The sequence below is a fragment of the Terriglobia bacterium genome, from assembly GCA_020073495.1.
GTDB lineage: Bacteria > Acidobacteriota > Terriglobia > Terriglobales > Acidobacteriaceae > JAIQFD01.
On the sequence record JAIQFD010000004.1, the window covers coordinates 67,536 to 91,237 of the forward strand.

Annotated in this window: 20 protein-coding genes; 6 read left to right on the forward strand and 14 right to left on the reverse strand. The window is 64.0% G+C overall.

Annotated elements, in window-relative coordinates; all coding sequences use genetic code 11:
• The first annotated feature begins 34 nt into the window (after positions 1-34).
• Together LAN37_10630 and LAN37_10635 are read left to right on the forward strand one after the other, a co-directional pair.
• The gene (locus LAN37_10630; protein MBZ5647666.1) at positions 35-3,082 is read left to right on the forward strand and encodes an acyl-CoA dehydratase activase; all 3,048 of its coding nucleotides are present in this window, start codon (positions 35-37) and stop codon (positions 3,080-3,082) included.
• Entirely contained in the window at positions 3,076-4,392 is a 1,317-nt protein-coding gene (locus tag LAN37_10635; GenBank protein MBZ5647667.1) for a hypothetical protein, read from the forward strand. Before LAN37_10630 ends, LAN37_10635 begins: the two co-directional genes overlap by 7 nt.
• Positions 4,393-4,399: 7 nt before the next feature.
• On the opposite strand, the gene LAN37_10640 is transcribed toward LAN37_10635, so the two are convergent.
• The 5 genes from LAN37_10640 to LAN37_10660 form a co-directional block, all read right to left on the reverse strand.
• Positions 4,400-5,893 (reverse strand): ABC transporter permease, encoded by a 1,494-nt coding sequence (locus tag LAN37_10640; GenBank protein MBZ5647668.1) that lies wholly within the window; start codon positions 5,891-5,893, stop codon positions 4,400-4,402.
• Positions 5,893-6,822, reverse strand: a complete 930-nt coding sequence (locus LAN37_10645) for an ABC transporter ATP-binding protein (GenBank protein MBZ5647669.1) — start codon at positions 6,820-6,822, stop codon at positions 5,893-5,895. Before LAN37_10645 ends, LAN37_10640 begins: the two co-directional genes overlap by 1 nt.
• A gap of 75 nt (positions 6,823-6,897) precedes the next feature.
• Positions 6,898-7,605 carry a DUF169 domain-containing protein gene (locus LAN37_10650; GenBank protein MBZ5647670.1) on the reverse strand — a complete coding sequence of 236 codons (708 nt, stop codon included), beginning with the start codon at positions 7,603-7,605 and terminating at the stop codon, positions 6,898-6,900.
• Positions 7,606-7,657: 52 nt separating this feature from the next.
• Complete coding sequence (locus tag LAN37_10655) at positions 7,658-8,653, reverse strand: zinc-dependent alcohol dehydrogenase family protein (GenBank protein ID MBZ5647671.1); 996 nt, start codon at positions 8,651-8,653, stop codon at positions 7,658-7,660.
• 168 nt (positions 8,654-8,821) lie between these two features.
• Positions 8,822-10,126: a citrate synthase gene (locus LAN37_10660; GenBank protein ID MBZ5647672.1), complete on the reverse strand. Its 1,305-nt coding sequence runs from the start codon at positions 10,124-10,126 to the stop codon at positions 8,822-8,824.
• 345 nt (positions 10,127-10,471) lie between these two features.
• Between LAN37_10660 and LAN37_10665 the strand changes: the two genes are divergently transcribed.
• Together LAN37_10665 and LAN37_10670 are read left to right on the forward strand one after the other, a co-directional pair.
• The gene (locus tag LAN37_10665; GenBank protein MBZ5647673.1) at positions 10,472-11,545 is read left to right on the forward strand and encodes an NADH:flavin oxidoreductase/NADH oxidase; all 1,074 of its coding nucleotides are present in this window, start codon (positions 10,472-10,474) and stop codon (positions 11,543-11,545) included.
• Positions 11,546-11,557: 12 nt separating this feature from the next.
• A complete protein-coding gene (locus LAN37_10670; protein ID MBZ5647674.1) occupies positions 11,558-12,565 on the forward strand; it encodes an aldo/keto reductase in 1,008 nt (335 codons plus the stop codon).
• A 9-nt stretch (positions 12,566-12,574) separates the two neighbouring features.
• Here the strand turns inward: LAN37_10670 and LAN37_10675 are convergent, their stop codons facing one another.
• Positions 12,575-13,231, reverse strand: a complete 657-nt coding sequence (locus tag LAN37_10675; protein MBZ5647675.1) for an ankyrin repeat domain-containing protein — start codon at positions 13,229-13,231, stop codon at positions 12,575-12,577.
• 279 nt (positions 13,232-13,510) lie between these two features.
• Here LAN37_10675 and LAN37_10680 point away from each other — a divergent pair, with 279 nt between their 5' ends.
• Positions 13,511-14,194, forward strand: a complete 684-nt coding sequence (locus LAN37_10680; protein ID MBZ5647676.1) for a hypothetical protein — start codon at positions 13,511-13,513, stop codon at positions 14,192-14,194.
• A 70-nt stretch (positions 14,195-14,264) separates the two neighbouring features.
• On the opposite strand, the gene LAN37_10685 is transcribed toward LAN37_10680, so the two are convergent.
• The 3 genes from LAN37_10685 to LAN37_10695 form a co-directional block, all read right to left on the reverse strand.
• On the reverse strand, positions 14,265-15,509 hold the full coding sequence (locus tag LAN37_10685; protein MBZ5647677.1) for a GGDEF domain-containing protein: 1,245 nt from the start codon (positions 15,507-15,509) through the stop codon (positions 14,265-14,267).
• Positions 15,510-15,576: 67 nt separating this feature from the next.
• The gene (locus LAN37_10690) at positions 15,577-16,167 is read right to left on the reverse strand and encodes a thioredoxin family protein (protein ID MBZ5647678.1); all 591 of its coding nucleotides are present in this window, start codon (positions 16,165-16,167) and stop codon (positions 15,577-15,579) included.
• 84 nt (positions 16,168-16,251) lie between these two features.
• The gene (locus LAN37_10695; protein MBZ5647679.1) at positions 16,252-17,061 is read right to left on the reverse strand and encodes an AraC family transcriptional regulator; all 810 of its coding nucleotides are present in this window, start codon (positions 17,059-17,061) and stop codon (positions 16,252-16,254) included.
• A 139-nt stretch (positions 17,062-17,200) separates the two neighbouring features.
• On the opposite strand from LAN37_10695, the gene LAN37_10700 reads away from it, so the two are divergent.
• Positions 17,201-17,686: a DinB family protein gene (locus LAN37_10700; GenBank protein ID MBZ5647680.1), complete on the forward strand. Its 486-nt coding sequence runs from the start codon at positions 17,201-17,203 to the stop codon at positions 17,684-17,686.
• A gap of 53 nt (positions 17,687-17,739) precedes the next feature.
• On the opposite strand, the gene LAN37_10705 is transcribed toward LAN37_10700, so the two are convergent.
• The 5 genes from LAN37_10705 to LAN37_10725 all read right to left on the reverse strand — a co-directional run bounded on the left by LAN37_10705 (position 17,740) and on the right by LAN37_10725 (position 23,684).
• On the reverse strand, positions 17,740-18,513 hold the full coding sequence (locus LAN37_10705) for a formate dehydrogenase subunit gamma (protein MBZ5647681.1): 774 nt from the start codon (positions 18,511-18,513) through the stop codon (positions 17,740-17,742).
• A 1-nt stretch (position 18,514) separates the two neighbouring features.
• Positions 18,515-19,426: a formate dehydrogenase subunit beta gene (gene fdxH, locus LAN37_10710; protein ID MBZ5647682.1), complete on the reverse strand. Its 912-nt coding sequence runs from the start codon at positions 19,424-19,426 to the stop codon at positions 18,515-18,517.
• Between the two features lie 16 nt (positions 19,427-19,442).
• Entirely contained in the window at positions 19,443-22,022 is a 2,580-nt protein-coding gene (gene fdnG / locus LAN37_10715; protein MBZ5647683.1) for a formate dehydrogenase-N subunit alpha, read from the reverse strand.
• Positions 22,023-22,070: 48 nt separating this feature from the next.
• Positions 22,071-22,652, reverse strand: a complete 582-nt coding sequence (locus LAN37_10720; protein ID MBZ5647684.1) for a hypothetical protein — start codon at positions 22,650-22,652, stop codon at positions 22,071-22,073.
• A gap of 228 nt (positions 22,653-22,880) precedes the next feature.
• Positions 22,881-23,684, reverse strand: a complete 804-nt coding sequence (locus LAN37_10725) for a formate dehydrogenase accessory protein FdhE (protein MBZ5647685.1) — start codon at positions 23,682-23,684, stop codon at positions 22,881-22,883.
• Positions 23,685-23,702: the final 18 nt, after the last annotated feature.

The following is a 23,702-nucleotide window of genomic DNA, read 5'->3' on the forward strand; positions in this document are numbered from 1 at the left end:
CCCCTGCCCCACCGTCTAACGTGGATGCCCTCGCATGGGCATCAATATTGGCTTGGACATCGGCGCAGTAAGTCTGAAGCTTGCGGCCATCGGCGCAGCTTCAGATGCGCCTCTGCTGGGGCCCCTCGGCGGTAACGCCGAGGGGTTTTTCCCAGCTTTGTTCCCCGGCGACGACCCTCTGTCGGGCCGGCCGGTGGTGCTGTCCCGGTACCGCCGCATCCAGGGCAGTCCCATCCAGTCCACCTTCGACCTGCTCAAGGAGTTCTACGAGCACGTGCCGGAGCAGAACGTGGAGGGCATCCGCGTCACCGGTTCGGGCAGCCAGCTCATCGCCAAGATCCTCGGCATCTATTTCGAGAACGAGTTCCGCGCGGTGGCCAAGGGCGTGCGCGTCTTCTACCCGCAGGTGCGCACCGTTTTCGAGATGGGCGGCGAGACCTCGAAGTACATCCGGCTGGAGCCCGCGGCGAAGTCGAAGTATCTCGGCATCGTGGATTACTCCTCGAGCGGCGACTGCGCCGCCGGGACCGGTTCGTTCATCGACCAGCAGGCGTCGAGGTTGCTGTACTCGGTGGAAGAAGTCGGCGAGGCGGCATGCCAGGCGAGCTGCGCGGCGCGCATCGCCGGACGCTGCTCGGTCTTCGCCAAGTCGGACATGATCCACGCCCAGCAGAAGGGATATTCGACCGACCAGATCCTGCGCGGGCTTTGCGACGCGGTGGCGCGGAATTTCAAGTCGGCGATCGTGAAGGGCCGTGAAGTGGCGCCTCCGGTCGCGTTCATCGGCGCGGTGGGCCTGAACGCCGGCGTGCGCAACGCTCTGCGCGACGCCTTCAAGCTCAACGACGAGCAGTTCTTCGTCCCCGAGCTGCATGCATGGCTGGGCGCGCTGGGGGCCGCTCTATTCGAGAGCGAGGAACTACGCAAGCGTTCCTTCAAGCGCATCCACCAGCTCAAGCAGCACGCGGCCGTGAAGCAGCAGTTCGCCTGCACCGATCCCCTCTCCATGGAACGGGTCGCGCTCCTGCGCCACCGCGTGAGGGACGTGGAACTGCCGGCGCCGGGGCAAAAGGTCGAAGCCTACCTCGGTATCGACATCGGCTCGGTCAGCACCAATCTGGTGGTCACCGACGCCAACGGAAACTTGCTGAAAGAGATCTACCTGCGCACCCAGGGCCGCCCCATCGAGGTGGTGAACGCCGGCATGCGCGAGATCGAAGCCGAGCTGGGAGACCGTCTCGACATCCGCGGCGTGGGCACCACGGGATCCGGCCGCGAGCTGATCGGCGAACTGGTCGGCGCCGATACCGTCAACGACGAGATCACCGCCCACAAGACCGGAGCGGTCCACGTCGCCAAGACGCTGGGCACGAAGATGGTGGACACGATCTTCGAGATCGGCGGCCAGGACTCCAAGTTCATCCGCATCAACAATGGCATCGTCGTGGATTTCACGATGAACGAGGCTTGCGCGGCGGGCACAGGCTCGTTCCTGGAAGAGCAGGCGGAGAAGCTAGGCATCTGCATCAAGGACGAGTTCGCGCGGCTGGCGCTCGAGTCAGAGAGCCCGGCGCGCCTGGGCGAGCGCTGCACCGTTTTCATGGAGCGCGATGTCACCGGGCTGCTGCTGAAAGGCGCTGAGGTCGGTGACCTATGCGCAGGCCTGGCGTACTCGGTCGCGCTCAACTACCTGAACCGCGTGGTGCGCGAGCGCAAGATCGGGGACGTCATCTTCTTCCAGGGCGGGACGGCCTACAACGACTCGGTCGCGGCCGCCTTCTCCCAGATCCTGGGCAAAGAGATCATCGTGCCGCCGCACAACGGCGTGATCGGCGCTATCGGCATGGCGCTGATCGCACAGGAAGTGATGCGCGTGCGCGGCGGCGCCAGCAAGTTCCGCGGCTACAGCCTGCACAAGGTGGATTTCACCAGCCGCGAGTTCGTCTGCCAGGCCTGCTCCAACCTGTGCGACATGAAGGAATTCACCATCGAGGGGCAGCGCACCTACTGGGGCGACAAGTGCTCCGACAAGTTCCGCAAGCGAGCCAAGACCGACCGTGTCCCTGTCCTCGAGGACCTGCTGGAGTACCGCGACAAGCTGCTGGAAGAGACGCTTCGTCCGCCCCTGGGACGCGGCAAGAAGATCGGCATCCCGCGCACCATGTTTTATTACGATCGCTTCCCCTTCTGGAGCACCTACCTCCAGGAGTTGGGATTCGATGTCTTGCTCTCGCCGCCGACCGACAGCCAGATCACGCGCATTGGCGACGAGCTCTCCATCGCGCAACCCTGCTTCCCCATCAAGGTGGCGCACGGACACGTCCGGGAGCTGCTCGAGAACGGTGTGGACTACGTGTTGGTCCCCAACGTGGTGAACGCGGAAACGCCGACCTCGGAAGAATCGCACCTGTGCCCGTGGAACCAGACGCTGCCTTTCGTGGTCCGCGTCGTGCCGCAACTGGAGCAGCACCGCGACAAGCTGCTCGCCCCCACCGTGCACTTCCGCTACGGCCGCAAGCACGCGGGAAAAGAGATCTCCGCCTACTTCAGCGAGCGCCTGGGGGTCTCGCGGCGGGCCAGCGACCGCGCCGTGACCGCCGCCTTCGCCGCGCAGGGCGCGTTCGACCAAGCGGTGCAGGAGGCCGGTGCGCAGGCCATCGCGCGTTTGCGCCAGACCGGCGAGCCCGCGCTGGTTCTGCTGGGACGCCCCTACAACATCTACGACCGCAGCGTGAACTGCGACATCCCGCGCAAGCTGCGTGCGCTCTATGGCGTGAACGTGCTGCCTATGGATTTCCTGCCCGTGGATACGGAAGACATCACCGAAGTGAACCCGAACATGTACTGGAACTCGGGGCGGCGCATCCTGGCGGCAGCGAGCATCACGCGGCGGCTGCCGAACCTGCACCTGGTTTACATCTCGAATTTCAAGTGCGGCCCCGATTCGTACATCAAGTCGTTCCTCGACAGCGCAGCCGGGAAGCCCTCCCTCGTACTCCAGTTCGACGGGCACTCCAACGACGCCGGCTTCATCACCCGCTGCGAAGCCTATCTCGACAGCAAAGGATTCCTGCGATGCTAGGCCACCGCCATGTGACCGTGAAGATCAAGCCTGACCACCCGCTGGCGGGCAAGACTGTGTACGTCCCGGCCATGGCGCAGGGGAGCGTCGACGCATTCTGTGCCGTATTCCGCTGGCTGGGCATCGATGCGCATCCGACTCCGCCCTCGGATGAGCGCACCCGCGAACTGGGCGGCAAGTACACGAATGGCGACGAGTGCTACCCCGCCAAGGTGACGATGGGAGACTTCGTGCGCATCATGGAGAAGCCGGCTTTTGACTCGTCGAAGACGGTGTTTTTCATGGCCACCGCCACGGGCCCCTGCCGCTTCGGCCAGTACGCGCCCTACCTGCGCAAGATGCTGCGAGACGGCGGACTGGGCGAGATCCAGATCTTCTCTCCCACCAGCGAGAACGGCTACGCGGGCATCGGGGAGGTGGCGGGAAAGTTCGTGCGTGGAGCATGGCGGGCACTGGTCGCTGGCGACATCCTGCGCAAGCTGCTGCTCAAGACCCGGCCCTACGAACTCGTACCCGGCGCCGCCGATGCGGCGTTTGAGGAATCGTTGCAGGACGTCTGCAAGACCATCGAGATAAGCTGCGCCGATCCCGCCTGCCAATTGGAGCAACTGGTGGCGGCCATGGCGCGAACTCGGGATTGCTTTCGACGTGTCGCAGTGCACCCGGATCCCGACATCCCGCTGATCGGCGTGGTGGGCGAGATCTTCTGCCGCCTGAACAACTTCAGCAACGACGACCTGGTGCGCAAGATGGAAGGCTACGGCGCGCAGGCCTGGCTGAGCGATATCGCCGAATGGATCGGCTACACCAACTGGGAGGTCGAGCGGAAGCTGAGGCTCCGCGGCAAGGGCTTTTCCAGAGGCATGCTGGCCTCGAAGATCCGCAAGCACTTTCAGCATGCCGACGAGGAAGCTCTGCTGCATCCGTTCAAGGAAGATTTCGCCGGGTTGGAGGAGCCCAGCACCGATGAGGTGCTGGCGCTCGCCGAGCCGTACCTGCCGCCCCACGGGGTGCTGGGCGAGATGGTGCTGAGCGTGGGCAAGGCCGCATGGCTGGCGAAAAACGGCGCCGACGGGATCGTCGACATCAGCCCGTTCACCTGCATGAACGGCATCGTCAGCGAATCCATCTATCCCAAGCTGAGCAAGGACCACGGCGGGATCCCCATCCGCAACTTCTACTTCGACGGCACGCAGTCGGACCTCGACCGCGATCTGGGGATCTACATGGAGCTAGTGCGCTCCTACCGCGAGAAGAAGCCGTGGGCGAGGCCGAAGGCCCTGCAATTCGCGCAGGCCGTCACCGCCTGAAGCCCGCCTAAGCCTGAGCGACCAGCAGCGTGCGCCGCAGCCGAGTGGCGATCGCGCCCAGCAGCACCGCGATCACCGCGCCCTGGGTCGCGACCCCGGTCATCATCCCGGCCGCCGCCGCCGCCCGTTCCTTGTCCTCGAACAGGAACAATGGCGTGAGCACCCGCGCCGCGAACATGCCTTCTTTCTGTGAGACGCTGAATGCGACCGTCAACACGATGGCCGCTGCGAAATAATAGAGCATCAGCAGCAGCACGCCTTTGGTGACCGGGCTCTTCATGCGCGTCAGCTTGCACCACTGGAGGAAGAGCACGTCGCGCATGGCGAAGGCGAGAAGCAGCAGCGCGCCGACCGCGGCATGCGGCAGATCGAACCCCGAGGCGGATCCTGCGCCTCCGACGGCCACCGCCTGCACCACCAGCATGGCGAATCCCATGGCGGCTGTGACCACCATCCAGGGCCAGGGCAGACCGTCTTCCGAGAGGTAGCCTTCCGTTCCGGCCACACGTTGCCGCTCCCAGATCTTCAGCCGCTCCGGCGGCGAGAGCGTCGCCAGCCCGACCAGCGCGGTCGTGGACCCGGTGAGCAGCAGTCCCATGACCGTGATCATGGACGCCCCGTCGCTTTGGCGCAGCACCTGGTGAAGATCGAGGAAGGCGTAGAAGAGGATGTTGATGTAGAACGCGAAGCCGATCGCCTGCCAGCGCGAAAGCAGGCGGATCTCTTCGATGTCCCTTTTGAAGTTGCGGACGATCATCAGGACGAACCAGGCGCCCAGAGAAAAATAAAGCGCGAGCGTCACGATGGCATAGGGTAACTGCACACCGAAGACCGGCACAGCGCCGGTACGAGTGAACGACGTTCGCTCACCAAGGGCCCAGAGGATCGCGGGGAACGGACTCAAGCAAGCGAAACCGGGAAAAGCGCCTCCGTTGTCATAAACCATGCCCATCACTACGAATGGGTAGAGGATGAACAGCAGGAGCACGCCGGCGCCGCGGTTCATCTTTTCCACCAGCATGGAGAGCCAGATGCCGAAGAGTCCGACCAGCAACGCCAGGCAGACGACCAGCAGGGTGGTCAACAGGAGACCTTCCATTGAAAATCCAGCCGCCACACCGACTGGAATGATCACGACCAGCGCGCAGGCGTAGATGACATAAGCGAGTACCGGCGAGCCCAGGAGCTTGCCGACGAGCAATTCACCCGCGCTCAGGCGGGTGGTCCGCAGGAAATCGAAGGTCTTCAGCTCGCGCTCTCCGGCGACCGCCTGGCTTCCGACGGAGAGGCACCAGAGCACAAGCAGCCCTGAGGCGATCGAGACGATGAAGCCGAAGAACCCGCGATACAGCTCGCGTGCGGGATCGCTCCGGTTGAAGATCCCCATGCCGATGAGGGCGATGACGATGTAGGTGATGACGACAGCCGAAAGCACGCGGGCCGGGCGCAGCTCCGCGCGCACATGGCGGATGAACTCCGGATTTTGCCAGAAGCGCAGCATCACATCACCTCGTTGTGCGAGAGCTTCACGTACAGGTCCTCGACCGTCTGCTTGACCTCACCGAAAGAGGTCACGCGCACTCCGGCGCCGACCAGGGCCGCCAGCACGTCCGAGAGTTCTTCCTCCGCACCGGAATACTTGAAGACGCCGTCGTACTCGCGCACCAGAACGTCGGAGACGTTGGGCAGCGACCGGAGCTTCGCTTCAGCGTTCGAGCGGCCGTCGCGCGCCCAGGCCAGCCGCACCACGCGCACCGGGCTGGCGGCGGCGACGATCTCGTCGATGCGCCCGCTGCGCACCATGTTCCCTTTCTCCATCAGGCCGATGGAGGTGCAGAAGCCCTCGAGCTCGGTCAGGATGTGCGACGAGATGAGGATCGTGGCGCCGGCGTCGCGCAGCGAAAGCAGCACGTTCCGCAGGTCGAGGCGCGCCTTGGGGTCGAGACCGGAGGCGGGCTCGTCCAGCAAGAGGACCTTCGGCCGGTGGATGATGGCGCGCCCGATGCCCAGGCGTTGTTTCATGCCGCGCGACAGGCCCTTGATGAACGTGTCGCGTTTCACTTCCAGGCCGACCTGCGCGATCACTTCGTCGATTCGTCCGGGGATCACCTCGGCCGGCAGCTTGTAGGCGTGCGCGAAATAGTCGAGGTACTCCCAGACCTTCAAGTCCTCGTACACGGAGAAGAAATCCGAGAGGTAGCCGATGAAGGCCTGCGCTTGCTCGGGCGCGCTGTGCACGTCGATGCCGTTGACGAACACCTTGCCGCTGGTGGGAGAAAGCAGCCCGCAGGCCATGCGGATGGTGGTGGTCTTGCCCGCGCCGTTGGGCCCGATCAGGCCGTAGACCTCGCCCTCCGGGATCTCGACCTCGAGATCGTGCACGGCGACCAGCGTGTCGTACTCCTTGCGGAGTTTCGCAAAACGGATCATGCGTCCGCTCTCCTGGTGTGCAAAGCCCGGATGTATCGTGAATAGATACGCAAGTAAAGGGAAATCAGTTCCCACTCACCGTAAGCTCAAGGCCGCCTTCCTCTCGCGATGATAGTCGGCGAGCTTCTGGTTGGCGCTGGCGATGGTCTGGAGTTCGTCGGCGACCCGCTCCAGGTGTTTCCCAGGGATGGCCAGGTATAGCTCGTCCTCACCGAGATCGGTGTACACGCGGTTGCCGATGCAGGCCGAGCTGACCACCGCTCCCTGCGCCAGCGCAGCGGGCAGCGAGGCGCACGTGGGTCGGCCCAGCATTGACGTGCCCGTGCCCACGCCGGCGCGCAGGGCCGCTTCCTGCAGCAGCATCAGCCGCCCGGGCCGTCCGACGAAGAGTACGACGTCGGGCGCGACCGGAGCGTCTCCCAGTGGCGCGTAGATCACCGCGCCCGGCGCCTGCGCCAGGCGCTGGATACCGGCAACCTCCTCCGGCTTGATGTAGCCGATGGAGGCCATCAGGTTGATGGTGTCGGGCAGTTCCTGCGCGCGCTCCGGCGGCAGCGGGATGCTGTGCGTGTGGCAGCCGACGGCGCAGTTGTAGTGGTGCGCGTGCTCGGTGTAGAAGGTGCGTCCCTCGGCGGCGAACTTCCAAAAGGTGCAGCCCGACGGGGCCATGGCCTCGTAGCGCGGCACGCCTGCCGGCGGCTTCGCGGCGAAGGTGATCGCCACCGGCCGCTTTTCAAGTTGGACAACACTCGTGATCCGGCTCTCGATCGTGCGGTAATCCATGGGGCTCATCCTCGGAAGTGATGATACGGAGATGCATCGCGGTGCAGCAAATCTACAGCTTCAGGACTGCCGCGCCTCTGACCCGGCTGTGTTTCATGGCGGCAATGGCCTGGTTGGCGTCATCCAGGGGGAAGAGCTCGATCTCCGTGCGCACGGGGACTTCAGCGGCGAGCGTGAGGAACTCGCGGGCGTCCTGGCGGGTGCTGTTGGCGACGGAGCGCAGGACGCGCTCGTGGTAAAGGTCGGCGTAATCGATTTGCGGGATTGCCGACATGGTGATGCCGGCGCAGGCTACGGTCCCGCCCTTGCGCACCGCGCGCAGCGCCAGCGGCACAATCGGTCCTGCGGGCGCGAAGACGATGGCACAGTCGAGCTTCACCGGCGGCTGCTCTTCGGCGCTGCCCGTCCACGCCGCGCCCAACCGTTTCGCCAACTCGGCGTGTGCCGGCGTTCGCGTGAAGACGTAGCACTCGTTGCCCAGGTGCCGCGCGAATTGGAGCACGATGTGCGCCGAGGCCCCGAAACCATATAGCCCGAGCCGCTCGCCCCTTTTCGCATCGCTCAAGCGGTAGGAGCGGTATCCGATGATCCCGGCGCAGAGCAGCGGCGCAGCGTGCTCATCGGAGAACGAGGCCGGGAGCGGGTACGCGTAATCCTCGGGCGCTACCACGTATTCCGCGTAGCCGCCGTCCACGTCCCATCCCGTGAACTTGGCGCGCTCGCATAGATTCTCGTGATTCCGGCGGCAATAGCCGCACTCCCCGCAGGTCCAGTGCAGCCAGGGGATACCGACGCGTTCGCCCGCCTTGAACGTCTTCGCGCCCTGCCCCAGCGCGTCCACTACGCCTACGATCTGATGTCCAGGGATTACGGGCTGTTTGTGCAGCGGCAGGTCGCCTTCGACGATGTGCAGGTCCGTGTGACAGACGGCGCAGACTGACACACGGACGCGGACCTCCCCACGCCCAGGCGTGGGGACGGGAACGTCGCGCAGCGAGAGCGGCCCCTGCTCCGGCTCCCCCTGCCGCTCCAGCACCATTGCGCGCATGTCAGCTATTTAAGCCCTGACAACCGCTGACCGACAACTGATAACTCACACAAGAGTGGCCCTGGCGCGTGGAAGCGGGCCTCCTCCGCCGCTTCCAACCTTTCGGGCTCTTTCGCCAGGGCCAAGCTTGTGCGGGACAGCCGAGGCGGCTGTCCCATTCAGTTTTCGTTACACTCCGACCGCCGCCTTGATGCCGAATTGCTCCGGCACCTTGCGCAGGTCGTTTCCCAGGTAGAGCTGCCGCGGACGCGCGATCTTCTGCTCCTTGTCGGTCAGCATCTCCTGCCAGTGGGCGAGCCAGCCCGAGACGCGCGGGATGGCGAACAGCACGGTGAACATCTCCGGCTTGAAGCCCATGGCTTCGTAGATGATGCCCGAATAGAAGTCCACGTTCGGGTACAGCTTGCGCTTGATGAAGTACTCGTCCTCAAGGGCGATCTTCTCCAGCTCGAGCGCGATCTCCAGCTTCGGGTTCTTGCCGGTGACCTCGAAGACCTGCTCGGCGATCTGCTTGATGATGCGGGCGCGCGGATCGTAGTTCTTGTAGACCCTGTGCCCGAAGCCCATCAGCAGGCCGTGGCCTTCCTTCACCTTCTTGATGTAATCGGGGATGTTGGCCTTGGTGCCGATCACGTCCAGCATCTTAAGGACTTCCTCGTTGGCGCCGCCGTGGAGCGGGCCGGCGAGAGCGGCGGCGGCGCCGGCGGTCGCAAGGTAAGGATCAGGATGCGAGCTGCCGACGGCGCGCATGGCGTTGGCAGAACAGTTCTGCTCGTGGTCCGCGTGCAGGATGAACAGGATGTCCAGCGCCCTTGCCAGCACCGGGTTGGCAACGTACTTCGGCTCCACCATCTTCCACAACATGTTCATGAAGTTCTCGGTGTAGCTGAGGTCGTTGTCCGGGTAGACGTAGGGAAAGCCGAGACTGTGGCGGTACGCGTAGGCCGCCATGGTTGGGACCTTGGCGATCAGGCGGACGATCTGATGGCGCCGGATCTCGGGATCGGCGATGTTCTTGGCCTCGGGATAAACGGTCGAGAGCGCCGCCAGGGTGCTGACCAGGATCTCCATGGGATGGGCGTCGTGGCGGAACCGGCCCATGAACTCCTTGGTGGTCTCGTGGACCATGGTGTGGTGCTTGATCTCGTCCACCCAGGCGCGCTTCTGCTGTTCGGTGGGCAGTTCGCCGTGGATCAGCAGGTAGGCGACCTCCAGGAAAGTGCAGTGCTCCGCCAGTTGCTCGATGGGATACCCGCGGTAGCGCAGGATGCCCTTGTCCCCGTCGATGAAGGTGATGGAGCTCTTGCAGGAGGCGGTGTTCATGAAAGCGGGGTCATAACTCATCAGCCCGAAGTCGTCCGGACTGGTCTTGATCTGGCGCAGATCCATGGCTTTGATCGCGCCGTGCTCGACCGGGACCTTGTAGGTCTGGTTGGTCCGGTTATCAACAATGGTGAGGGTGTTCTCTGGCATAGGTGATTCCTCCGGGAGGGCGGCGCCTCCGTCGCAAAATAGAAAGGCAGAAGGACCCGTAAGAAAGAAGACGTCCGGCTCAAGCGCCGGTAGAAGACGACCGGAATGCCGGGACCGCCCGCAGAGGCGGCCTCGGCCATGCTGCCCGCAAAGGAGGCGCCGGCGCACAGGACGCCGGTGGGGCAGCAAAGGGCCATACTGCTTAGCGGGCGCATCGTACGGCGGCAAGGGGAACGAGTCGGTGAGCCCGGTCACAGCACCATGTGCGCTGCCCGCCCGAGGGTGTATGGTGGGGCGAATCATTTTCGGCCCCCGCCACATCCAACAGGACTTCTAGCGAGAACGATGGCGCACCTCTTCGAAGCTCTTCGCATCCGCGACGTGCAATTCCGCAACCGAATATTCGTGTCTCCCATGTGCGAGTACTCCAGCCAGGACGGCTTCGCCAACGATTGGCACTTTGTCCACCTGGGCAGCCGGGCCGTCGGTGGCGCCGCCCTGGTCATGACTGAGGCTTCGGCGGTCACGCCAGAGGGACGCATCAGCCCCGCGGACCTCGGGATCTGGAAGGATGCACACGTCGATTTCCTGGCCCGCATCTTCCGCTTCATCGCGCAGCAGGGGGCCGTGCCGGGCATGCAACTGGCCCACGCCGGCTGGAAAGCCTCGACCGCCGAGCCCTGGAAGGGCGGGGGGACGGTTTCCCCGGCCGAAGGAGGATGGAGGCCGATCTTCAGCGCCAGCGCGGTGCCGTTCACCGAGGGCTACCAGGTGCCGGTCGCACTTGACGAAAGCGGCATCGCCCGCATCGCCCGTGCATTCGGCGACGCCGCGCGCCGCGCACTGGCTGCGGGGGCACGGGTGCTGGAGATCCACTCCGCCCACGGATATCTGCTGCACAGCTTCCTCTCCCCCATCTCCAACCGCCGGAATGACGGCTACGGCGGCTCGTTCGAAAACCGCATCCGATTCCTGCTCGAAACTGTTACGTGTGTCCGTGAAGCCTGGCCGGAGAAGTACCCGCTGTTCGTGCGCATCTCCGCCAGCGACTGGTCGGAGCGCGGCTGGACCATCGACGAATCCGTTGCCCTCGCCCGCCGCCTCAAAGGACTGGCCGTGGACCTGATCGACTGCTCCAGCGGCGGAGTGCTGGCCAAAGCCGCGATCCCGGTGGGCGCCGGATACCAGGTGCCATTCGCCGAGCGTATCCGCCGCGATGCGGGCATCATGACCGGTGCGGTAGGCATGATCACCACGGCGCAGCAGGCGGACGCGATCGTCCGCGGCGGCCAGGCTGACGCCGTCTTCCTCGCGCGCGAACTGCTGCGCGATCCCTATTTCCCGTTGCGCGCCGCAGCCGAACTGCACCAGGACATCACCTGGCCCAACCAGTATTTGCGTGCCAAACGCACCCATTAAGGAGGTCTATTCATGCTTCCAGCCAGCTTCAAACTTCCACGCCGCGCTCTGGGGAAAACGGGCGCAACGGTCTCTGCCCTCGGCCTCGGATGCATGGGGATGTCGGAGTTCTACGGCGCCCGCAACGACGAGGAGTCCGTCGCCACCATCCACCGCGCGCTCGACCTGGGCATGGACTTCCTCGACACCGCCGACGTCTACGGCATGGGCCACAACGAGGAGCTGGTCGGCCGCGCCCTCAAGGGCCGCCGCGAGAGGGCAATCCTCGCCACCAAGTTTGGCAATGTCCGCAGCGCGGACGGCGGCTGGGTCGGGGTGGATGGCAGCCCCGAGTACGTCAAGAAGCAATGCGACTCGTCGCTGAAGCGGCTGCAGGTGGAAGTCATCGACCTTTATTACCAGCACCGGGTAGACGACAAGGTCCCCATCGAGGAGACGGTAGGAGCGATGGCCGACCTGGTAAACGCCGGCAAGGTGCGCTTCCTCGGCCTCTCCGAGGCTGCCGCCGGCACCGTCCGCCGTGCCCACAAGGTCCATCCCATCGCCGCGCTCCAGACCGAATACTCGCTGTGGACGCGCGATCCCGAGGGCGAGATCCTCGACACTTGCCGCGAGCTGGGCATCACCTTCGTCGCCTATAGTCCCCTGGGCCGGGGCTTTCTTACGGCCAAGTTCAAGGCGCAGTCGGACCTGCCGGAAAATGATTACCGCCGCAACGCTCCCCGCTTCCAGGACGAGAACTTGCGCCGCAACGTGGAATTGGCGAACCGGGTGGAAGAGATCGCCCGCGAAGCCCGCTGCACGCCGGCGCAACTTGCTCTGGCGTGGCTGCACTCTCGCGGCGACGATATTGTGCCCATCCCGGGCACCAAGCGACGCGAGCGTCTGGAAGAAAACGCCGCCGCTGTGAACATCACGCTGGATAGGAAGTTGATGGTCCGTCTGGAACAGGCATTCCCGCGGGGTGCTGCCGCGGGCGAACGCTATCCGGAGCCGGCTATGAGGCGGGTGAATCTGTAAGCGGAACGCTCACTTTTGTGCTTTCAGGGTCGCCAGCACTTCCGGGTGGCCGTTTTCCGTTGCTAGATCGGCGGCAAGCTTGCCGTTTTCGGCCTTCTTCGTGATGTCGGCGCCTCTGCTCACCAGGTACTCGACCAGATCGCGGTTGCCCTGTCTCGCCGCTTCGTGCAGGGCGGTCCAGCCGCCCTGCTGGGAGGCATTGACGTCGGCGCCGTACTCCACCAGCCACTCGACGGTGCGCTGCTTGCGCGCTGCGACCGCGCTGTGCAGCGGCATCACCGACATGGCGTTGCGCGAGCGCGCGTTCGCATCGGCGCCATACCGCAGCAGCATTTCCGCGATGTTCGGGTGCCCGAAGAAACAGGCCAGGTGCAGCGCCGTGAACCCGTCTACGGAGTAGGCCTTGGCTTGCTCCGGATCCACAGACACCAGCTCTGCCACCCGGTTGCGCTTATTCAGCGCCGCAGCCTCGAAGATGTCGAGTTGCGGGTTCAGCTTCAGCAACTCGTCCACCATCTCCTGGCGGTTGCAGTAGCGTGCGAACAGCAGTGCCGAGCCGCACGGTTCGCTGCGCGCACGGACCAGCCCCGGCTCCTCGCGCAGCAGCGCAAGAAATCGTTGCCCATCGCCCTTCTGGATGGCCTCGAAGAATTCCCCGGTCTTCATGGTCGCCTCTCGGCGACCCGATTGTACCAATCCGGCGGCCATATGCATCGCCTACGATTCCCAGAGTGTTCTATCCCGCAATCGTCCGATCTGTCTTAAATCCCACTTTTTCAATCACTTACTGGCAGCCTGGCGAGCTGTGATGCCCACGTCTCACACGCGCCCGTGATTGCGGTCACCGCTTCAACGGACGCGGTCGCCCATAATCGCGATGGTAAATGCGTGCACTCTCGCGGTGTGCCTCGCTTCCGTGAGGAGCTGCCCGTCTGGAGGTGGCCGATGTTCGAGGACGAGATCAAGATGGAAGAGAGGTCTTCCAACGTTGTCCCTCTGCTGATGGCCCTGGGGCTGATCGTGGCCATTGTCGGCGGGATCGGGTACTACATCATGGAGAGCAAGCGCACCCTGAGTCAGGAACAGGCGACGCAGGTCGTCTCCGGCATACTCAAGACCCAGGGGCCGGCCAAGGTGCACTTCCACGTCGGGGCCAGGATCGAGCCCAGCATGGATGAGAGGCCCTTCGACCCCCACTATCGCCTCCTGGAAAAGGTCGGCGTGGTCAAACTGGGCAAGCCCACCTACAAAGGCCTGGAGGTCAAGATCACGCCTGAGGGCCTGGCCGAACTGAAGCAATGCGGCGCGATCGAAGAAAAGAACGCCGACGGCACTGACGCCTATACCGTGCCTCTGGCTAACCGCAAGCTGATTGCGGTGAACAAGATCGACATGCCGCGCCCCGGCTTCGCCAAGGTCGAGTACACATGGAACTGGGAGACAACGAAGCTCGGCCAGGACTTCGACGCCAACAGCCCAGCCATGGCTTCCCTGACGGTCTGGGACCGCACCGTGCTGATTCAGAAGTACGGCGCAGACTTCTACAATAACGCAGAGCCCAAGAAAGTCGCCATCACTCTGAGCTGGGACAACAAGACCAAGGCCTGGAAGCCCTACACCGAGTACTGATCGAGAGGAGCGCAGCACGGCATCGCTCGATACCTGTGCTGCGCTTTTATTGTGTACCGAGAAAGGCGGCCTAGCGCTGCGCCACCGCCGGGTGAGAAACCCGTCCCCGGCTCTCCGGAGAAGGACTGGCGACCTCGACGCGGTTCCGCCCCGCCGCCTTGGCCGCGTAGAGCGCTTGGTCGGCTGATTCCATCACCTTGTGCAGCTCGCCGTCTTTAGCGCCTTCGGCCACGCCGATGCTGATCGTCACCCACGCCTCCTGCGCGCGCACGCTCGCGTGCCCGCGGTCATCGGCGGTGCGCTTGCGCCGGTCGTGGCCGCGGATGAGGAAGCTAGAGGCTTCCACCAGCTCACGCAGCAGCTCCAGATGCTCCAGCGCGTCACCTCCGGTCTTGCCAGGGAAGAGGATGACGAACTCTTCCCCGCCCCAGCGGAAGGCTTTGCCGCCGCCGGTGACGCGCGCCATCCGCGCCGCCACCATCCGCAACACCTGGTCGCCGGTTTCGTGCCCGAAGGTGTCGTTGAACTTCTTGAAGTGGTCCACGTCGGCCATGGCGACGACGTATCTCTCCGGCAGCATCGCCGCCAGGCGGTAGAACGCACGCCGCGCCGGAAGTCCGGTGAGCTGGTCGTGGAAGGCCATCAGGTACGAGTTCTCGACCACCGCCACTGCCAGCACCAGCCCTGCCGTCATCAGGTACACACCTGGCTTGGCGGATGAGAACGCGGCGAAGCATGTCAGCAGCGCCCAGAAGAATCCGCTCTCCACCGGGTTGCGCAGCAGCACGAAGCGGGTCAGCAAGAACATCGCGCCGGCAGCGAAGATCAGCACCGCAACCTGTGGCGCGGCGGCCCACCTCATCGCCTCCGTCGGCAGGAAGCTTAGCTCCAGCATGCTCGCCGCTTGCATCTCCGGACGGCAGAGCAGCGTCGCTACCGCCACCTGCGCCGCCAGCGCGCCGGCGGCGATCGCCGTATTGAGCGACAGGATGCCGCGCTCTTCCATGAAGGCCACCGCGATCAGGTTCGCCGGCAGCAGGATGGCCGCCAGGTCCCTCACCACCGCCGCAGTGGTGGGATCCCCCGCGCTGTAGCGCAGTCCGGCGTCGGCGATGGCCAGCGCCGCCGCTCCGAACAGGATGCGCGTCGAATGGAAGCGCCACGCCAGCAACGCCGTGGCCGCGTAGATCAGGATGGCGAAGCCGTGCAGCGCGAGCAGCAAGGGCGCCGCCTCGGAGTGCAGCACGAGTGCCGCTGCCGCGGCGATCACCCCGGCGGGGAAGAAAAACGAAACGATGGTCCTGCTGAGCGGCACCGCCGGATGCTCCAGCCTTCATTATCGGCGGGCCGCCGTCCACGTGGGATTGGCGTGCGAGGTTCTCTTACTGAACGCTGCTGCGCGCGTACTCCGGCTCGTTGCCCTGCTTCCATTTGATGTTGCAGCCGATGCTGGGCTTCTGCTCCTGCGGCACCGGACGCCCCTGGAGCAGCGCGTCCATGGCGGCCTTCAGGTCGGCGCCGGTCACCGGGATGCCGTTCTCGGGGCGGCTCGAGTCCATCTGTCCCCGGTACACCATGCGGCGGTCCTTGTCGAAGAGAAAGAAGTCGGGCGTGCACGCTGCGCCGTAGGCCTTGGCGACCTCCTGCGATTCGTCGAAGAGATAGGGGAAGTCGTAGCCGTAGGTGCGGGCCTCTTCCGCCATCTTCTCCGGCGAATCGTCGGGGAACTGGCTGACGTCGTTCGAGCTGACGCCCACCACCGCCACGCCGAGCTTCTGGTAGCGGCGCGCCAGCTCGGCGAACTCGGTGCGGATGTGCTTCACGAAGGGACAATGATTGCAGATGAATGCCACCAGCAGCGCAGGCGCGTTCTTGAGGTCGTCGATCGAGTGCCATTTGCCCGACGGATCGGGCAGGCGGAAGAACGGCGCCTTGGAGCCCAGCGGCGCCATGGTGGAAGGAGTAGCCGGCATCGTAGCCTCCTCGGGATGAGTGCTTCTCAATCTTAAATGGTGAGCAGTGATTTTGGGCCGCAGGATGTACCGCAGTGGTCCGGGCTACAGCGCCGGCGCCCGGAACTCGCCCGGCGTCTTGCCGACCATTCTCTTGAAGACCGAGGTGAAGTGGCTCTGGTCGCAGAAGCCACAGCGCTGGGCGACCTCCGCCAGGCTCAGTTTGCTCTCCAGGAGAAGGCTGCATGCATGCTCCACGCGCAGGCAGCGCAGGTGCTCGCCGATCGTGCGCCCCTCCTGCTTGCGGAATTCCCGGCACAGATGGACGGGATGGACGCCTGCTGCTTCCGCGATCCGCTCGATGGTCAGCCGGGTCGCAAATTGGTCGCGCAGCAATTCCTTGGCGGTGCGCATCCAGGCGGGGCCGCTGCTCCGGACGCCGCGTTCCGCGCGCGCCGCTTCCACCAGGATCTCATAGACGATCGCCTCGATGGCCAGTTCCGCGCAGGGATCGCTGATCTTGAATTCACGGTACAGCCTCGTTCCGAGTAGTGGTACCGCCGGGCTACTGATCTCACCCGGCCGGTCGATGACCACCGCATGCTGCCGTGCCCGCTCCAGGATGCGCAGATCGATCCGGGCCACGAGGCAGGCGGCGCGCTCGGGGAATTCGTCGCTGTGGGGTTCGTCGGCCGGCAGGTAACGGACCGTGCGGGCCCGGCATTCCTCCACCCGGCCGGAGAGGCGCTCCCGATACCCACCTTCCAGTACGACGGTCAGGACCGACTCGCCATGGGTGTGCCTGGGAAAATGCGCTCCGCCCGAGTATACGTGCTCCGTCAGCGTAACCCCGCCGGCATGCTTGCTGGCGATGATGGTCCCTGCTACGTCTTTCCGCGGTGCATCCGAGCGCATGGCTCTGCCTTGGGTATTGGATGTCTCCATCCCCTGTTCTGGATTAGCGGGGCGCTTTCCGGGTTACAACCCGATCGAGAAAAATATCCTGGGAAGGAGCGCAGTATAATCCCGCGACTCGGATCGAGGAGGGCCCCCGATGGAGTCCCGTTACAGCTTTCTCCTGGATACCTACGAGACGGAGATCCTGAAGATCGTCACTGTCTGGAGCGCATTTCCGGAGTCGAAGATGGACTTCCGCCCCGCGCCCAAGTCGCGCAGCGTGGTCGAGCAGTTCGAGCACCAGGTGCAATCGGAAGGGCGTTGGATGAAGATGATGCTTGGCCTCGACACCGGCGATCCCAACCCGGCCCACCGCACGAAACAGGCGTTCCTCGAGAAGTACCGGGGGGACGCGCAGAAACGGCTGGCGATGATGCGAGAAAAGCCCGAATCCTGGTGGCAGGAGACGACCGCCTTCTTCGATGTCACGCGCTCGCGCGCCTGGGTGATGACTCGCCGCATGACGCACTCCTCGCACCACCGCGGTCAGCTCATCGTGTACCTGCGGCTGCTCGACATCCAAGTGCCTTCCGTCTATGGACCCACCGCGGACACCGACGGCAAGGTCATCTACTCTTTTTGAAGCCACAAAGAAAGGGGCAGGCCGAAGCCTGCCCCTTGGTGTTCCGATCCGATCTAGGGTTTGTCGCGGTCGCGCAGATCGAGGATGCGCTCGCGCTCCCGCTCGCGTTTGACTGCCTCTTCGTATGCAGCCTGCGCCTCGCGCCCGGTCACTTCCTTGTACCACTTCGGATGGTGCGTCCAGGCCCAGCGCTCGGTGACCGTGCCGCGGGTCATGGACTGCACCGTGCCCGGCTGGCCGACCGTGCTCAGGTACACGTGGAAGAAGATCCCGAAGAGCATGATCAGCGCCGAAATATCGTGCAGCGGGTAGCTGATGGCCACTGCGGTCCGCCCGAAGATCTCGGGGAACCACATCATCAGGCCGGTGATCAGGTACACGACGCAGCCGCCCGTGATCTCCCAGAACTGGAGCTTCTGGCCGCCGTTGTAGAAACCGGTCTCGGGCTCCTCAAGCGGCCTTTCATTGCCGATGTACTGCCGGATGTTCTTCAGCCACCGGCTGTCGGCGTCGGTCCAGCGCATAGGCTCCAGCCAGTTGAAGAACTGGAGCGCGAAGAAAACGACGAAGCCGAGGCCGAACCAGGGATGGAGCATCCGGGTCAGGGCCCCGCCGCCGAATAGCGGCGTGAACCAGCGGAAGATCCACGGCATGTAGATGCCGAACCCCGACAACAGCGCCAGGAAGAAGAAGACCCCGATCGCCCAGTGCAGGAACCGCGAATAGACGCGGTGGCGCAGCATCTCGCCCTCGTAGACGACGGTGTGACCGAGCTGGTCTATGGCATTCGGCGGACGTTGGTCAAAGCGTTCCACGGAAGTCGCCATGCTATGCCCCCTTCCTTGCCGGCGGTTCCATGCGCTTGACCGGCGGTTGCGGCTGTGGACGATGCGGTCCCTCGAACACGTAGTGGAACAGCGCGCCCAGGAAGCCGGTCATGGCCAGCAACAGCCCGACCGGTTTGAAGAATTCCTTCCAAATGGTGAAGCTCGCGGGGATTTGCGGGTCCCTGGGAAGGTTGCCGTAAGCCTCCGGATTACTGGCATCGTGCAGCACGTAGATCACGTGCGTGCCGCCGATGCTCGCCGGATCGTACACGCCGGCGTTGGCGAACCCAGAGTTGTCCTTGAGCTGCTTGGCGCGCTTGTTGGCCAGGAAGCTCATGTCCTCCTTTGTGCCGAAGTGCAGGCACCCCGTCGGACACGCCTTGATGCAGGCCGGTTCCAGTCCTTGCCCCACCCGGTCGGAGCACAGCGTGCACTTGTAGACCTTCTTGGTCTCCTGGTTGAACTTGGGGATGTTGAACGGACATCCGGAGATGCAGAACTGGCAGCCGATGCAGTTCTCCTGCTGGAAGTCGACGATGCCATTGGCGTACTGCACGATGGCTCCGTCGGCCGGGCAGGCGCGCAAACAGCCTGGATCGGCGCAGTGCATGCACTGGTCCTTGCGCATCAGCCACATCAGGGTGCCGTCTTCGCGCTGGTGCTCGTTGAACTTGATCAAGTTCCAGAAGTTCCAGCCCGTCTCCGGCATGGTCTGGTACGTGTTGTCGAAGGTCGTCGTCTGGAACGGCATGTCGTTCCATTCGACGCACGCCACCTCGCAGGCCTTGCAGCCGATGCAGGTGGTGGTGTCCACCAGCTTGCAGAGCTGATCGGTCCGCTGGGTCCCGGCGCCGGGCACCGGTCCGGGGTGGCCCGAGATCTGCTGGATCTGAAGTGTTCTACGATCGCTCATCTTCGTGCCCCCCTTTCTAGGCTCTCTCGATTTTCACGAGAAAGGCTTTGAATTCCGGCGTGAACGCGCTGACATCAACGGCCGCAGGCGACAGCTGATTGACGGGGGTCAGGCCGGTCCTGCCCTCGTCCTCAGAGATCCCGCGGTAGCCCCAGTGGATGGGTATCCCGATCTGATAGGTCTTCTTGCCGTCGATGGTCATCGGCTTGATCCGCTTGGTGACCATCGCCTTGCCGATGTAGAAGCTGCGAGCGCTCGAAACCTTGAGCTTTTCGCCTCCCCTCAGACCCATCTCGTTGGCCAGCTCGGCCGGGATCTCGACGAACGGCTCCGGCACGAGTTGGACGTTCATTGGATTGTTCTTGGTCCAGTAGTGGTAGTGCTCCGTCAGCCGATAGGTGGTCGCCACCACGTTGAAGCCGTCCTTGACCGTGCCGTACTTGTCCATATCGGACTTGAAGCGCTTGGCTACCGGGTTGCTGGACTGCTGCGGATGCAGCGGATTGGCTACTGGGCTCTCCACCGGCTCGTAGTGCTCGGGGAAAGGACCGTCCCCCAGCCACACGAACAGCCGGCTTACACCCTCCTGGTTCATGATGAAAGGACCCATGTGGTCCTTGGGATCGGAGTCGGGCTTGAAGTCGGGGACATCGTTGCCCACCCACTTCCCGGCAGCCGCGTTCCACCACACCTGCTTGCGGGTTGGATCCCACGGCTTGCCTTCCAGGTTGCAGGAGGCCCGGTTGTACATCACGCGCCGGTTCATGGGCCACGACCAGCCCCAGTTGGGATAGATGCCCAGTCCCGACGGGTCTTCCGTGCCGCGGCGCTGCATCAGAGGCCCGGCCTCGGTCCACGAGCCGCAGTACAGCCAATTGCCGGACGAGGTGCTGCCGTCGTCGCGCAGGAACGCAAATCCGGGCAGTTGCTGGCCGGCCTTGATGGTGGTCTGTGTTTTTTCGTCGGTGACGTCCGCGATCGCCTTGCCGTTGATCTCCTTCGCACACTCGGCCAGCGAAGGATTCTTCGGATTGGTGTACGCCCACGAGAGATCGCGGATCGGATCGGGGAACTTGCCCCCTTCCTTCGCGTAGAGCTCGCGGATCTTGAGGTAGATCTGCGCCAGGATATCCTGATCGAGGCGACAGTCCCCCGGCGGGGGCAAGGCGACATTCTTCCATTGCAGCCAGCGCGCCGAGTTGACGAAGGTACCGTCTTTCTCGGCGAATCCGGCCCCAGGCAGCCGATAGACGGTCGTGTTGATCTTCTTCATTTCCTCGTTGCTGATGCCGGGCGCGCGCCAGAACTCGCTGGTCTCGTCCGGATAGATCTCGCATACCACCAGCCAGTCCGCCTTCTTCAGCGCCTCGATGTTCTTTCTCGTGTTCGGGCCGATCATCACGCCGTTCATGCCGAAGGCGAAAAGGCCTTTGACCTTTCCGGCGTACATCCCGTCCCAGATCTCGGCCCAGCCATAGTTGCGATCGATCTTGGGCAGATAGTGGAACGCCCAATCGTTCTCCTTCTTGGCCGCGTCCCCATACATGGCCTTCAGCAACGAAACCATGAAGCGAGGGGTATTCGACCAATAGTTGAACGAATCCCAGCCCGCGGGCTTGACGGTCTTCGGAGTCGTGCGCTCCAGGAACGCCTTCAGGTCGGCGTCGGTCGGGGCCGGCACCTTCAGGTACCCGGGAAGGATGTCGAAGATCCCCGCCATATCCGTGGCGCCCTGGATGTTGGAGTGGCCGCGCAGCGCGTTCATGCCGCCGCCGGCGCGTCCGATGTTGCCCATGAGCAGCTGGATCATCGCCGCGGTGCGGATGTTCTGGGTGCCTACTGTGTGCTGCGTCCAGCCCAGCGCATAGATGACGGTCGCGACCTTCTTCGTGTCCCCGCCCTTGCGGATGGAGGTGAACAGGTCGTAGGCCTTCAGCTGTTGCTCCTTGGAGATGCCGGTGATGCGCTCGACCATTTCCGGCGTGTAGCGCGAGTACTGTTGCTTGAGGAGCTGGTAGACGCAGCGCGGATGCTGCATGGTGAGGTCGTAAGCGACCTTTTCGGGCATCACGGGCACCAGAACCGGCGCGGGAGTCGGCGTCCCCACAGCCTGATACCCGGGACTCAGCTTGGTGGTGGCCGGACCGCCCTTGTGTGACGCAGGAACGGCGGTGGCTCCGGTCTTGCCCGCCATGTCGCCACCTTCGTCGTAGTTCCAGGTGGTCTTGTCGTAGATGCGCTTGTCCGCGATGTAGCCGGAATACAGGCCATCTTCGGGCAGCTTGAACCCCTCTTTGATCAGCAGAGGGGCGTTGGTGTAGTTAGCCAGGTATTCCTGGTTCACCCGGCCGTTGGAGAGCATGTAGTTGATCATCCCGCCGAGGAACGCGATGTCAGTGCCGGGGCGGATCTGGACAAACATGTCCGACACAGCGGCGGTACGGGTGAACCGCGGGTCCACCACGAGCAGCTTGGCATTGCGATTGCGCTTTGCCTCGATGGCCCACTTGAAGCCGCAGGGATGGTTCTCAGCAGGATTGCCGCCCATGACCAGGATCATGTCGGCATTCTTGATATCAACCCAGCCATTGGTCATGGCCCCGCGTCCGAACGTTGGTCCCAAACTTGAGACCGTGGGGCCGTGTCAAACTCTGGCCTGGTTTTCCATGTAGACGACGCCCATACTTCGCATCGTCTTCACCACGAGCCAATTGAACTCGTTGGTGTCGGTGCAGCCGCCAGTGAAGGCGAAGCCTTCGCAGCGGTTCACGGTCTTGCCGTTGGCGTCGGTTTCGACGAAGGTGGCATCGCGGGTCTTCTTGACCAGGTGCGCGATCTCGTCGATGGCCTGGTCCCACCCGATGTCTTCCCACTTGTCGGAGCCAGGACGCCGCACCTGCGGCTTCAGCAACCGCCGCTCGTTGACGATGTCCTGTTGCAGGGAAGATCCCTTCGGGCACAGGGTGCCGCGGTTGATGGGATGGTCGGGATCGCCTTCGACGTGTACCACTTGCGGGGTCACGTTCTTGGCGCCGTCGCCGATGGTGTGGATGATCACTCCGCAGCTCACCGCGCAGTACGGGCACGTGCTCCGCGTTTCCTTGGTGCGAGAGATCTTCAGAGACTGGATCTGGGCGTGCAGCGGGGTGGCGTCGAAGCCAAGCATGGTGACGCCCACGCCGCCGATGACCCCTGTCTTGAGGAACGTCCGCCGGGAAGATTCCATTTGCGTCCTCCGCTACGGTCTGTGGCCTGCAGGGGATGGAATGACACGTCTATCGCGGAGGCCCGGGAGACAAGCCAAGAGACGAAGACGTGCCGCTATCTTTCGAACTCTGCCCTGGTCGAGCATCGCTACCCCCTTTTGCGATGGATCCAAACGGGCTGCCAGAAAAGCGCAAAAAAGTTACTCCCAGACGCCGCCGAAGTCAACGGTTTCTCGAGAGTTATCAGCTCATAACCCCAGCAGGTTGGGAGCAATCTTCTGGTAACCCTTCTCTCCCGCCCAAAGATCCAGCGGTGCGGCCGCAATCTCGTCCACCAAGGGAACCGCAAACCCGTTTCGTGACATGTCCACGCTGAGCAGGTAATGGCGACAACTGTCGCAGCTCTCCACGCGGATGTGCGGCAGCCCCTCGGTCGTGTACACGGGCAGGTTGCGCTCACTCTCCTCGCCGCAGGCCGGGCAGAGGAGGCGCCGGAAGTCCCACTCCGTCAGGCAAAACGAGCACACCAGGCTGCGCCGCGCCCCTTCCCCCTCGGGCCGGAGCACTCCCAACATCGGCTTGCCGGTGCACACCGGGCAGGTCCCGGCGGTCTGGCTATGCCGGGTAGCGATCTGTGAGCCCAGGTGCTCGGCATAGGGCTCGACGCAGGCGCGGGCGAAGAACTCATCCATTCCGCTCGCCGGTTCCAGGCCGGCAATGTGGTCCATCAGCTTCTCCCGCCACTTGCTCTCGCCGGCGGTGCGCAACGCCCGCGCGGATTCGACAAGTTGTGCCGGGCCATGCTCCTCCACCAGGCGCAGCAGTTCGGGAAAAAATGGCGCCAGCAGCTCCTGGTTGAGCTGCCCCCGCAAAGGACGCTGCACATCAGCCTTGGCCTGTTGCAAGACCTGCTCATAGACGGTGCGCTGGAACCCCGCCACGTTGCGGTAAAAGAGCAGCAATTGCGCGGCGGCGGGATAGTGTTCGATCAGCTCTGTCGCCCGCGAAATCCGGGCATCCCAGTCGACGCGCGCGCTCGTGATCGGCTGCATGGTATTTCTCTCCTGACT